General features: G+C 59.5%; 13 protein-coding genes. 12 read left to right on the top strand and 1 reads right to left on the bottom strand.

What is annotated here, in order from left to right:
- The first annotated feature begins 58 nt into the window (after positions 1-58).
- The 6 genes from lptC to ptsN all read left to right on the top strand — a co-directional run bounded on the left by lptC (position 59) and on the right by ptsN (position 5279).
- Positions 59-727, top strand: coding sequence for an LPS export ABC transporter periplasmic protein LptC (gene lptC, locus Q1B40_RS03065; RefSeq protein WP_299809848.1), 669 nt, complete (start codon positions 59-61; stop codon positions 725-727).
- A complete protein-coding gene (locus tag Q1B40_RS03070; protein WP_299809850.1) occupies positions 724-1290 on the top strand; it encodes an LptA/OstA family protein in 567 nt (188 codons plus the stop codon). The genes lptC and Q1B40_RS03070 overlap by 4 nt, the downstream gene beginning before the upstream one ends.
- Before the next feature lie 111 nt (positions 1291-1401).
- A complete protein-coding gene (gene lptB / locus Q1B40_RS03075) occupies positions 1402-2214 on the top strand; it encodes an LPS export ABC transporter ATP-binding protein (RefSeq protein WP_299809852.1) in 813 nt (270 codons plus the stop codon).
- A gap of 93 nt (positions 2215-2307) precedes the next feature.
- Positions 2308-3873 carry an RNA polymerase factor sigma-54 gene (rpoN, locus tag Q1B40_RS03080; protein WP_299809854.1) on the top strand — a complete coding sequence of 522 codons (1566 nt, stop codon included), beginning with the start codon at positions 2308-2310 and terminating at the stop codon, positions 3871-3873.
- Positions 3874-4163: 290 nt separating this feature from the next.
- Entirely contained in the window at positions 4164-4751 is a 588-nt protein-coding gene (gene raiA, locus Q1B40_RS03085; RefSeq protein ID WP_068411526.1) for a ribosome-associated translation inhibitor RaiA, read from the top strand.
- A gap of 60 nt (positions 4752-4811) precedes the next feature.
- Positions 4812-5279 (top strand): PTS IIA-like nitrogen regulatory protein PtsN, encoded by a 468-nt coding sequence (gene ptsN / locus Q1B40_RS03090; protein ID WP_299809861.1) that lies wholly within the window; start codon positions 4812-4814, stop codon positions 5277-5279.
- Positions 5280-5334: 55 nt separating this feature from the next.
- Here ptsN and mdoH read toward each other — a convergent pair whose 3' ends face one another.
- Positions 5335-7152 carry a glucans biosynthesis glucosyltransferase MdoH gene (mdoH, locus tag Q1B40_RS03095; protein WP_299809863.1) on the bottom strand — a complete coding sequence of 606 codons (1818 nt, stop codon included), beginning with the start codon at positions 7150-7152 and terminating at the stop codon, positions 5335-5337.
- A gap of 110 nt (positions 7153-7262) precedes the next feature.
- On the opposite strand from mdoH, the gene Q1B40_RS03100 reads away from it, so the two are divergent.
- The 6 genes from Q1B40_RS03100 to Q1B40_RS03125 all read left to right on the top strand — a co-directional run bounded on the left by Q1B40_RS03100 (position 7263) and on the right by Q1B40_RS03125 (position 11687).
- Positions 7263-8264, top strand: a complete 1002-nt coding sequence (locus Q1B40_RS03100) for a zinc-binding alcohol dehydrogenase (RefSeq protein WP_299809865.1) — start codon at positions 7263-7265, stop codon at positions 8262-8264.
- 48 nt (positions 8265-8312) lie between these two features.
- On the top strand, positions 8313-8711 hold the full coding sequence (locus tag Q1B40_RS03105) for a 6-carboxytetrahydropterin synthase (protein WP_299809867.1): 399 nt from the start codon (positions 8313-8315) through the stop codon (positions 8709-8711).
- On the top strand, positions 8695-9771 hold the full coding sequence (locus tag Q1B40_RS03110; RefSeq protein WP_299809870.1) for a glycosyltransferase family 4 protein: 1077 nt from the start codon (positions 8695-8697) through the stop codon (positions 9769-9771). The genes Q1B40_RS03105 and Q1B40_RS03110 overlap by 17 nt, the downstream gene beginning before the upstream one ends.
- Positions 9768-10574, top strand: a complete 807-nt coding sequence (locus tag Q1B40_RS03115; protein WP_299809873.1) for a class I SAM-dependent methyltransferase — start codon at positions 9768-9770, stop codon at positions 10572-10574. Before Q1B40_RS03110 ends, Q1B40_RS03115 begins: the two co-directional genes overlap by 4 nt.
- 88 nt (positions 10575-10662) lie before the next feature.
- Positions 10663-11193 carry a cytochrome b gene (locus Q1B40_RS03120; RefSeq protein WP_299809876.1) on the top strand — a complete coding sequence of 177 codons (531 nt, stop codon included), beginning with the start codon at positions 10663-10665 and terminating at the stop codon, positions 11191-11193.
- A gap of 245 nt (positions 11194-11438) precedes the next feature.
- Positions 11439-11687, top strand: a complete 249-nt coding sequence (locus Q1B40_RS03125) for an acyl carrier protein (RefSeq protein ID WP_068411523.1) — start codon at positions 11439-11441, stop codon at positions 11685-11687.

Genomic DNA, 11687 nt, shown 5'->3' on the forward strand with positions numbered 1-11687 from the left:
TTTTTGCGGGCTGTTCTGAGCCCCGGGCCTGTCGGCCCTTTGGTTTTCGGAGACCTTGTTGAGCGTTGTCAGCGAACATCCGGGAGTTGGAGCTCCCAGGCCCGCCCTGCGCAGGCCGCAGAGCCGGGTACAGCGGGCTGCGCGCAGGCACAGTCTGCTTGTCCGCATCCTGCGCTGGGTCTTTCCGCTGGTCGGGTTCCTGATTTTCGCCGGCATGGCCGGTATGGTTGTTCTGTTCAACATCCTCAGCGGCTTCGGCGCCTCGAATGTGATGCTGACCAGCGAAGGCCTGGTCATGGATCAGCCGGAGTTGTCCGGCCATGACGGCGAGCGCTCCTACAAGGTGACCGCGCGCCGCGCCATTCAGCGCCTGACCGATCCGCGCATCATCGATCTGGAGACGATCCGGGCCGACATCGTCCTGAGTGCCGACCAGAGCGCTGAAGTCGTCGCGCTCAAGGGAACCTACAACAACGCGTCCGAAACCCTGCGTCTCTATGAAGGCATTCAGCTTGACTGGAGCGAAGGCTACAAGGTGGATCTGAAGGACGTGGAGATTGATTTGAGCAATGGCGCATTGACCACGTCGGAACCTGTTTCAATCCGCTCCGATCAGGGGCATGTTGTTGCAGGCAGACTTTCCTATGACGAGAACAAGGGTCTCGTCAGGTTTTCCGATGGTATCAGGATGACCATCAATCCGGTTTCGAAGGACGGTGAGCAATGATATTTTTCAAACGCATATTGATAGCGTCTGCAGCGGTCCTGTTTTTTGGCTCCGCGCAGGCGCAGACTTTTTCCGATGCTTTTGCGGGGTTTGGATCGAACGAGGGTGAGCCGATCGAGATCGAGGCCGGCGAACTGCGTGTCGAAGACGGCAACAACACGGCGACCTTTGTCGGCGACGTGGTTGTCATCCAGGGCGAAACGAGCCTGAAAACACAACGCCTGAAGGTCTTTTATGCCGGCGACGGTGAGAACCAGGCCGAGGGTTCGGTCCAGCAGAAGATCTCCCGTCTGGAAGCGGCCGGAGGCGTCTTCATTTCCTCCAAGGACCAGACGGCCAAGGGTGATGAAGCCAGCTTCGACATGAACCGGGAATTCATGGTGATGACCGGCAACGAGGTCGTGCTCAGCCAGGGTCCGAACGTGGTTGTCGGCAAGAGGCTGACCGTCAACCTGAAGACCGGTCAGGCGAACCTGACAGCCGGGCAGGGAAGCGGCTCGGGCCAGGGGAGCGGCAGGGTGAAGGTCCGCATTCAGCCGAACAGCGTAGAAGACAGCAATTGAACCTTGAACCGGCCGGCATCGACAAGAATGCGGGTTGCCCCGGGTGCGAAACCCTGATCTGACTCGACACAGCCTGTCGCAGATCTTATGTGAACCTGCGGCAAGGATTGGATGGACGACACATCGGTGAAGATAACCTCCATGGATTATGACGGGCCGCAGGCAAGCGCGCCGGAACCGGCTGGGCGGGAGGAAGATCTTTCCCGGGCTCTGGTCGTCGAGGGCATCGGCAAGACCTATGGTCGCCGTCAGGTCGTGAAATATGTCAGCCTGACCGTGAGACCCGGCGAAGCTGTCGGTCTCCTCGGACCGAACGGCGCCGGCAAGACGACGACATTCTACATGATCACCGGGTTGATCCGTCCGGATCAGGGCAAGATCTTTCTGGACGGCTTCGACATCACCCGCATGCCCATGTACCGGCGTGCCCGCCTCGGCATTGGCTACCTGCCTCAGGAAGCGTCGATCTTTCGCGGGCTGACCGTGGAGGAGAACATTCGCGCGGTTCTGGAAGTGATCGAACCCAGCCGCCAGAAACGCCGGGAAGAACTCGATTCGCTCCTTGCGGAATTCGGCCTGACCCATTTGCGCAAGGCGCCGAGCATTTCACTCTCGGGTGGTGAGCGCCGCCGAGTGGAAATTGCCCGTGCCCTGGCAAGCCGGCCGTCCTTCATGCTGCTCGACGAACCCTTTGCCGGCATCGACCCGATCGCCGTCGGGGACATCCAGCAGCTTGTGCGTCACCTGACGCAGCGCGGTATCGGCGTTCTGATCACCGATCACAATGTGCGCGAAACACTGGGCCTGATCGACCGGGCCTATATCATCGCGTCCGGTGAGGTTCTCACCGAAGGCCTTCCGCAGGAAATCGTCACCAACCCGGATGTCCGGCGATTGTACCTGGGTGAACAATTTACGCTTTGATGACAGGTGGCTGCCTAGGTTATAAGGTCTGTAACAAGCGATAAGCAAAAACCAGACCAATCGCCTTTCACTCAAACGGCGCCCGGGACATTAATGGCCATTTCGACAAAGCTGGAGATGCGACAGAGCCAGTCGCTGATCATGACGCCGCAATTGATGCAGGCGATCAAGCTTCTGCAAATGTCCAATCTCGACCTTGTCGACTATGTCGAAGCCGAGCTTGAACGCAATCCGCTTCTCGAAAAGTCGGACGTGGGAGACAACGACGCCGGCGGATCCGCGGGCGACGGAGACACCGCAGGCTTGTCTGATCAGGGCTCGCAGGGCGATGAAAGCGTTGCCCCGGCCGGTGACGAAGCTGTTGCGAGCGATTGGATGCAAAGCGATCTGGAGACCGGGTCGGAAGCCATCGCCTCCCGCATGGATACCGATCTCGGCAATGTGTTTCCCGATGAGCCAGGTGTTCCCGCGTCGCCCGATCCGGCCCTTCTCAAGTCCGGCGACAGCTACAAGAATGCCTCCAGCGGCAGCGCCTCGGATGACTACAACCTCGAGGCTTTCGTTGCCGAGGAAATATCTCTGAGTGCCTGGCTCGAAGAGCAGATGCATCTTGCCCTGAGCGACGCGGCGGACAAGCTGATCGGCGGCCATCTGATCAATTCCCTCGACGAGAACGGCTATCTCTATCTGGATCTCGACGAGGCGGCGGAACAGCTCGGCGTCGACACGGACCGTTTGGAACGGGTGCTGAGCGTGCTTCAGACCTTTGAACCTGCCGGTGTCTTTGCGCGCAATCTGGCCGAATGCCTGAAGCTGCAACTGATCGACAAGAACCGTTTCGATCCGGCGATGGAAGCGCTGATCGACAACATCGAGCTGCTTGCCAGGCGTGATCTTGCCGCGTTGAGGAAAACCTGCGGTGTGGATGACGAGGATCTCATGGAGATGATCGCGGAGATCCGCGCGCTCGATCCGAAACCCGGCAGCGTGTTCGGCTCATCTCTCGTACAACCCGTCGTCCCGGATGTCTTTGTGCGTCCCGCCAACGACGGCAGCTGGACGGTGGAGCTGAATTCCGACACCTTGCCCAGGGTGCTCGTCAACCAGACCTACTATGCGAAGGTCATCAAGACAGCGCGCAACGATACGGAAAAGGAATACCTCACTGACTCGCTGCAGACGGCCAACTGGCTGGCGAAAAGCCTGGACCAGCGCGCCCGGACCATCCTCAAGGTCTCGACGGAAATTGTCCGGCAGCAGGACGGCTTTCTTACCTATGGCATTGCGCACTTGCGCCCCCTGAACCTGAAGACCGTAGCCGAAGCCATCAGCATGCACGAATCCACGGTCAGCCGCGTGACGTCCAACAAGTACATGTCGACGCCGCGCGGCATCTATGAACTGAAGTACTTCTTCTCCTCCGCCATTTCGGCGACGGTGGGCGGCGACGATGCGCATTCGGCGGAAGCCGTGCGCCACAGAATCCGGCAGATGATCGACGCCGAAGACGTCAAGGCGATCCTGTCCGACGATACTATTGTCAAAATTCTGAGGGATGACGGCATCGATATCGCCCGCAGGACGGTAGCAAAATATCGTGAAGCGATGAAAATCGGATCTTCGGTACAGCGCCGGCGCGAGAAGAACTCGCAAATTTGAGGCACATGATGCTGGTTAGCCGGGTTCCGGCCATGTGGTTTCACTTCTTTTCCGCAGATGTCCACTGAAAGAAAACACTGAATTCGCTCCGTGTTTCTTTGGCGCGGGGATTCTTTTCCCGAAACGTTTGACTCTTCGCGTTGACGCAATTATAGGACCGCCCTCGTGAGGTAAACAGGGGATGGCGCTTCGGCGCTGACTGGTCCATTCTGCAAGCTTGAAACGTATCGCGTTTCAACACCGGCGACATTGCCGGTGACCTGTCGGTCAATAGAAAAGAAGAGGTCCCCATGGCTTTGCGGATTTCGGGTAAGAATGTCGATGTCGGTGACGCACTGCGCGTCCACATCACAGACCGAATTGAAGATGCCCTGTCAAAATACTTCACGGGCGGTTACACAGGCCACGTTACGCTCAGCAGGGAGGGCGCCGGCTTCAAGTCGGAATGCAACCTGCATCTCGATACCGGGATACTGTTGCAGGTCTCTGCGCAGGACCAGGATCCGCGCAATAGCTTCGATCTTGCTGCGGAAAAGATCGAGAAAAGGTTGCGGCGCTACAAGCGCAAGCTGAAGGACCATCATAGCCACAGCGGCAACGGCCGTGAGGCACTCGAGGCGGCATCTTACGTGCTCGCCTCACCGGAAGAGGATGAGGAAGTGCCGGTGGATTTCAATCCGCTCGTCATTGCCGAGACCTCTGCGAAAATCAAGACAATGACCGTCGGCATGGCGGTCATGGAGCTGGATCTGACCGAAGCACCGGTTGTCATGTTCAAAAATGCGGCAAACGGCGGTGTCAACGTTGTTTACCGCCGGCCGGATGGCAATATAGGCTGGATTGACCCGGCGTTGGTGGCCAGTGTGGCCGCCGAATAAAGATGCGGACGAGGTCGGCTTCCCCAGGGAAGCCGACTTCCGAAACTTGTAGGCGAACGAATGGATCTTAGTGATCTTCTGGGTAAAGACGCGGTCATTGCCGACCTGAAGGCCAAAAGCAAGAAACAGGCTATCCAGGAACTCGCGTCCAGGGCAGCGGAGCTGACCGGTCTTTCCGAACGCGAAATTTTCGATACGCTTCTTCAGCGTGAGCGTCTGGGCTCCACCGGTGTCGGTCATGGCATTGCCATCCCGCACGGCAAGCTCATCCGTCTCGACAGGCTTGTCGGCCTGTTTGCCAAGCTCAAGAAGCCGGTCGAATTCGATTCTCTCGATGACGAACCTGTGGACCTGATCTTTCTGCTGCTGGCACCCGAAGGCGCTGGCGCCGATCACCTCAAGGCTCTGGCCAGGATTGCGCGGCAATTGAGGGACACTGTCGTCACGCAGGGCATCCGCAGCTCCTCCGACGCGGAAGAGATCTACGCCCTCCTGACCCAGCCCCTAGCATCGTCCAACGCCGCCTGAGTTTTCAATAGGTCAATTTGAACGCAAAGCGCTTCCGGCTGCTTTCGTGACAGGATCAGGCTTCCGCCGGATTGGCGTCGCCCTGAACGAGATCCTTCGGAGCTGTTGTCGGAACACGGCTCTTTGCGAGCGCGGGAAGATGCAGGTCGCCGAGCTCGGCAGGCGGTGCGGTTTCTTCCGGGATGCACCACAGCGTCGAGCGCAGCGCGAGCATGCCGAGTGTCCGGGTTGACGTCGTCACCGCAATCACGATCGCCAGGAGCGGCCCAAGGGCGACCGGAATAACCGGCCAGACCAGGCCGATCTGCTGCCCCGAGAGCCATGCCAGCCCGGCCAGCCCGAACAGGGTCTGCGGCCAGAGCTTGCGGGCGGTGAGCAGCACCGGCAACCGCGAAACACCCCGTGCCTGTGCACCCCAGCCGATGGTCTTGCCGAAGATGAGCCCGCCCATGAACAGGGTATGGGCGACGGCCATCACAGGCGCCAGCATGGCTGCATAAAGAATTTCCGTGAAAACGCTGATCAGAACGCGCAGCGGTCCACCGAACGCCTTGCGCAGATCCGCCCGTGCCAGAACATCGGCGACCGTCGCCAGCTTGGCGGCGAACACCATTGTCAGCACGCTGAAGAACAGGAGCGCACCGGTGTCGGCACGATAGGGCATTTCATCGGCCACCATTCCAAGTATGGCAGCGGCGGTCATGAAGCCGATCCATGCCGGGGATCCCAGGAACATCAGAATCGCCAGAAAGAGTTGCACACGGCTGACGGCCTTCAATCCCGGCATGCCGAGCAGCCGGCGGTATTGCAGGTTGCCCTGGCACCAGCGCAGGTCGCGGCGGATGAATTCCAGCAGATGCGGCGGATTGACCTCATAGCTGCCGGTTTCAAGCGGCAGGACACGCACTTCGTATCCGGCACGGCGCATCAGCACCGCTTCCACCTGGTCGTGCGACAGGATTGGACCGGCCAGCGGACCTTTTCCCGGCAGCTCCGGCAGTTTGCAATGGTCGGTGAACGGCTTCAGGCGGAGGATGGCGTTATGGCCCCAATAGGGTCCGCAATCGCCCTGCCACCAGGCACTGCCCATTGTATAGGAGCGCATACCGAGCCGCATGCCGAACTGGAAGACACGGGCAAAGGCGCTCTCGGTCGGCAACCCGACTACGAGGCTCTGCAGAATTCCGACCCTGGGATTGGCTTCCATGCGTCTGACAAGGCCGGTAATGGCCTCCGCCGACATGAAGCTGTCCGCATCGAGCACCAGCGCGAAATCGTGCCTGTCGCCCCAGCGCCGGCAGAAGTCTTCGATGTTTCCGGCCTTGTAGCCGGTGTTCTTGGCGCGCCGCCGGTAATGAACTTCCATCTGGCCCTGGAACCTCTCCCCAAGGCGGGCCGCCATCTGCTGTTCCCTGAGGGCGATGTCGTCCATCGAGGTGTCGCTGAGCACGTAAAAAGTGAAGTGTTCCGCCTCGCCTGCCCGGACCAGATGCGTCATCATGGCGCTGAGACTGATTTCCAGGCTGGCAACGTCCTCGTCGCGAATACACGACAACAGCGCCGTCGAACTTGTCAGCGGACCCGCGCCCGGGTTGATCGGGCAAACGGTCTCTATCGGATTTCGGGCCAGCCGCATCACCAGAAGGCCGATGACCGCATTCCAGAATCCGATGATCGTCCAGGGCAGCGTCACCATGAAACAAAACAGGATGAACAGGTCGAGCGCCGAATATCCGCCGGGCGAAAGCGTGACCGTCATCAGTGCGGCCAGTCCGATGAAACTGGCAATGACGAGCACGGAGAAGATACCGCGTCTTGCGGTCATGCCGGCAGCTGCTTTATCGGATAAAGTCATGTCAAAGACCCGAAACATTTTTTTGACTTCCAATCAGGGCGATCATGGCGTTAGTGCGCATGTCAAAGTGTCCTTACGTTGACAGAGGCGGTGCGGATGATCATGAACGGTAAAGGAAGAGCGGAATTATGGCGGTGACGGGCAACACACCCCTCTCGCAGGCGCTCTGGTATACCGGCCCGGCGCAATGCGCAATCGATGTCGTGCCGTGCGAAGTGCCGCAGGCCGGCGATGTTCTGGTCCGGACTCTCTTCAGCGGTATCAGCCGGGGCACCGAAGGCCTGGTTTTCCGCGGAGAAGTTCCTGAAAGCGAATGGCAACGGATGCGGGCTCCCTTTCAGGCCGGTGACTTTCCTTTCCCGGTCAAATACGGCTACGCCAACGTGGGCCGGGTGCTTGAAGGCGATCCTGACCTGGCCGGGCGTCTCGTTTTTTCGCTCTATCCGCATCAAAGCGTTTTTGTTCTCCCATCCAGTGCCTGCGTGCCTGTTCCGGCCGGCATTCCGGCCGAAAGAGCGGTTCTGGCGGCCAATATGGAAACCGCGATCAACGCTTTATGGGACGGAAAACCATCACCTGGGGATCACATCTGCGTGGTTGGCGGCGGAGTTGTCGGATTGTTGACCGCCTATCTGGCAAGCAGGCTTCCCGGAACGAGGGTGACGCTGATTGACACGAATGCCGCCAGGGCAGGAACGGCCGCGGATCTGGACCTGGACTTCGCGCTTCCCGAACAGGCTCCGCGCGATCAGGACCTCGTGTTTCACACCAGCGCCAGCTCGGCCGGTCTTGCCACGGCGCTGGGCTGCGCCGGCGACGGAACCACCGTTATTGAAATGAGCTGGTATGGCTCCGGCGATGTTCTGGCGCCGCTGGGCGCGGATTTCCATTGCCGCCGGTTGAAGCTGGTCTCCAGTCAGGTGGGCACCATCCCGGTGGAGCGGCAGGCCCGCTGGACATTCCGGCGTCGGCTGGAAACCGCCCTGTCCCTGTTGCAGGACCCGGCTCTGGACCGGCTGATCAGCCACCGGGTGGATTTTCCGGATCTTCCCGCGCAGCTTCCCGAATTGTTGAACAAGGCTTCCGATGTGCTGACGGCTCTGGTCGTCTATGAAGACGCGCCGGGCTGATCCCTTCACACCTCCATTCTCCCACTGAAATTTCAGGATCCTAGTGACATGTATGCTGTTGAAGTTCGCGACCACGTGATGATTGCCCACTCTTTCAAGGGCGAGCTTTTCGGCCCCGCACAGGCGCTTCACGGGGCGACATTCGTCATCGACGCGGCCTTTCTGGCCGAAACGCTGGATGCAAACGGCGTTGTCATCGACATCGGCCGCGCGCATGACGCCCTGAAGGAAGTGCTGCAGCCGCTCAATTACAAGAACCTCGACGAAGTACCCGCGTTTACCGGTACCAACACCACGACGGAGTTTCTCACCAAACATATTCACGACCATCTGGCGAAAGCCGCACGGGAGGACCGGCTCGGCCGGCCGGGAAGCGAGCTCGGCGCGATCCGGGTGACGATCTCGGAATCCCATGTCGCCCGAGCCTGGTATGAAGCCGCGATCTGACCTCGGCATGAAACAGCTCTTCTTCGCCTTTCCGGGAAACCTGGAGACGCCGACCGGCGGTTATGGCTACGACCGGCGGATCATTGCCGGGTTGCGCGATCTCGGCTGGCGGGTAGAGCTTGTGCCTCTCGGTGAGGAGTTTCCCCAAGCTTCGGAGATGACCCTGGCTTCGGCGGAAAAGCAGCTCGCTGCACTGCCTTCAGGCGCACTTGTGGTGATCGACGGGCTGGCCTTCGGCGTGATGGCGGCCGCAGCGGAGGCGCTTGGCAATCACCTGTGCCTGGTCGCGCTCGTCCATCATCCGCTGTGCCTGGAAAATGGCCTGACACCGGAAAAGGCCGAGGCAATGCGCGAAAGCGAGCACAAGGCGCTTGCCTTCGCCCGGCACGTGATCGTCACCAGTCCCGCAACCGCCCGCCAGGTGGCCGATCTGTTTGAATATCCGCCAGACCGGATAACCGTTGTCCTGCCCGGAACCGACCACCCGAAAGCCGTTCCGGGTGAGCGCTCGAATGTGGTCAGGCTGCTTGCCGTCGGAACAATTGTGCCGAGAAAAGGCTATGACCTGCTGTTTCAGGGCCTCTCCGGACTACCGGACAACAATTGGCATCTTGAGATTGTCGGAGGTCTGGAGGCCGATCCCGCCTGCTATCGTTCTTTGCTTCGCCAGATCGAGGATCTGAACCTTGCCGGGCGGATTACGTTTCGCGGCGCCGTTTCGCCTGAGGACCTCACGAGCTATTACAGCAATGCGGAAATCTTCGTGCTTGCCAGCCGTTACGAGGGATACGGCATGGCCTATACGGAAGCCCTGGCCCACGGCCTGCCGGTTATCGGCAGCGGCGACGGCGCCGTGCGGGACACCTTGCCTGAAGGGGCTTCGATTTATTGCGGCGTTGAAAACGTCGGAGCGCTGCGCGACGCCTTGGAACTTTTGATCACCGATGCTGCGGCACGCTCGCAAATGGCGGCTGCCGCCCGGATCGCCGCCGCAGCGCTTCCAGGTTGGCCGGACGCTGCCGCGCAATTTTCCCGAACCCTGCAGGAGCTTGCCGAATGAGCGGATTTTCATCTGAATGGCTGGCCTTGCGCGAGCCGCTCGACCTTGCGGCGAGAAATGCCGAAGTCGAGGAGGCATTTCTGGCGCAGTTGCCCGAAAGACCCCTGCGTATCCTCGATCTGGCGAGCGGCGCCGGATCGACGGTCGCCGCCCTGCACGGCAAGTTTCGCCAGCCGGTGACCTGGTTGCTCACCGATCATGATCCGGCCCTTCTGGAGGTCGCGGCTTCGCGCTGGAAAAAAGCAACCGGTGAAAGGTTGGAAACCCGTCAGCTCGATCTTTCCGGGAACCTTGAGGATCTGCCGCTCGCGGATGTGGATGCGGTGACGACATCGGCTTTTCTGGATCTTGTTTCAGACGGTTTCCTGCGCCGTCTCACCGACCGGATCGTCCGGGCCGGAAAACCGTTTCTTGCCAGCCTGACATATGACGGACGCACGGCATTCGAACCTTCCCATCCCTTTGATGCGATCCTGGGCGCGGCCTTGAACGCACATCAGAAATCCGACAAGGGCTTCGGTCCGGCGCTTGGACCGGACGCCGCGGAGCGGGCCGCCGGCCTTTTTGAAGCGCAAGGATACAGCGTGGTTCGCGGATCGTCCGACTGGCAGGTTGGATCCGCTTCTGAAGGGTTCCTGTTGGAATTTCTGCAGGGCTGGCGTCGTGTCGGCCAAGAACTCGGGCTGGACGAAAGTTCTCTGAATGCATGGTGGGCTGATCGTCAGCGGAAGATCCGCTCCGGCGAGCTTCACGTGGAGGTCGGCCACATCGATTTCGCAGCCTTTCCGCCATCCGCTCCTTGATCGGGGCCGGTAACTTTTCTGCGTTCCCCTGTTTCAAAGTGAAAGCCGGTTGATCTAAGGTAGAGGAGACATTGAGGGAGAGACCGGCATGGCCGAAGTGAATGAGCGTTACAGCCTTATTGCGCGTTCCATCCACTGGCTGACGGCGCTTCTGGTGCTGTCGATGGTGCCGGCCGGTCTGATCATGATCCGGATCAGCGGCGGACCGCTGCAGAACCAGCTCTTCGACTTCCATCGCTCTGTCGGAGTGGTTCTGATGATCCTGACGGTCATCCGGCTGGCTTATCGGCTGACCCACCCTCCGGCACCCCTTCCGGCCGATATTCCCCCTGTGCAACAGTTGGCGGCGAAGGCCACTCACGTCTTTTTATATCTCTTCCTGCTGGTCAATCCGTTCATCGGATGGGTGGCGACATCCGCCTATGGAGCTTCGATATCGGTCTTCGGCGTGTTCACCATGCCTGCCATCGTTGCCAAGGACCGCGCCCTCGCAGAGCAGCTTTTCGCGGTCCACGAAATTCTCGGCCTGCTCTTTACGGCCGCAGTCCTGATGCACATCGCTGCGGCGCTCTATCACGGTATAATCCGCCGGGACGGCGTGCTGAGCCGGATGGTTTGAGTGCCGCAAAGGTACTTGAAAACATAATTTTATAGATACTTCTGCTGATGCGCTGAAATCGAAGCCGATTTCCGGGGTGTGGTCAGTGATGTTTACACTTTGTTTACTTAACAAAATTTAACTAAAGTTGATTTGTAATTTTTTACCATGCCTCTTAAGTACAGTTTATTCTTTTTTTGCGAGAAATAGTGCTTCTAAACACAGTCATCGGTTCACGGTAACCGGCAGATATGGCAAGGATTGACATGAAACAGGCTATTCGGACCCTCCTGGCGAAACACGGCAACCTGCCCGGCGCAATTGAAAGCATCGATGACGGTGCGGATCTTTACGACGCCGGTCTGTCTTCCTTTGCATCGGTTCAGGTGATGCTGGCTCTCGAAGAGGAATTCGACATCGAGTTTCCCGAGCATCTGCTGAACCGCAAGTCGTTCTCCTCCGTCGACGCCATTGCGGCGGCGCTTTCCGAAATCGTCGAAGAACAGGCTGCCTGA

It is taken from the genome of uncultured Roseibium sp. (genome assembly GCF_947496995.1).
Taxonomy (GTDB): Bacteria; Pseudomonadota; Alphaproteobacteria; order Rhizobiales; family Stappiaceae; genus Roseibium.

Coding starts and splice junctions, on each gene's coding strand:
- Q1B40_RS03100 (WP_299809865.1), top strand. CDS start 7,263: ATGGCGGTGACGGGCAACACACCCCTCTCGCAGGCGCTCTGGTATACC.
- Q1B40_RS03105 (WP_299809867.1), top strand. CDS start 8,313: ATGTATGCTGTTGAAGTTCGCGACCACGTGATGATTGCCCACTCTTTC.
- ptsN (WP_299809861.1), top strand. CDS start 4,812: ATGGATCTTAGTGATCTTCTGGGTAAAGACGCGGTCATTGCCGACCTG.
- Q1B40_RS03070 (WP_299809850.1), top strand. CDS start 724: ATGATATTTTTCAAACGCATATTGATAGCGTCTGCAGCGGTCCTGTTT.
- rpoN (WP_299809854.1), top strand. CDS start 2,308: ATGGCCATTTCGACAAAGCTGGAGATGCGACAGAGCCAGTCGCTGATC.
- Q1B40_RS03110 (WP_299809870.1), top strand. CDS start 8,695: ATGAAGCCGCGATCTGACCTCGGCATGAAACAGCTCTTCTTCGCCTTT.
- Q1B40_RS03120 (WP_299809876.1), top strand. CDS start 10,663: ATGGCCGAAGTGAATGAGCGTTACAGCCTTATTGCGCGTTCCATCCAC.
- raiA (WP_068411526.1), top strand. CDS start 4,164: ATGGCTTTGCGGATTTCGGGTAAGAATGTCGATGTCGGTGACGCACTG.
- mdoH (WP_299809863.1), bottom strand. CDS start 7,152: ATGTTTCGGGTCTTTGACATGACTTTATCCGATAAAGCAGCTGCCGGC.
- Q1B40_RS03115 (WP_299809873.1), top strand. CDS start 9,768: ATGAGCGGATTTTCATCTGAATGGCTGGCCTTGCGCGAGCCGCTCGAC.
- Q1B40_RS03125 (WP_068411523.1), top strand. CDS start 11,439: ATGAAACAGGCTATTCGGACCCTCCTGGCGAAACACGGCAACCTGCCC.
- lptB (WP_299809852.1), top strand. CDS start 1,402: ATGGACGACACATCGGTGAAGATAACCTCCATGGATTATGACGGGCCG.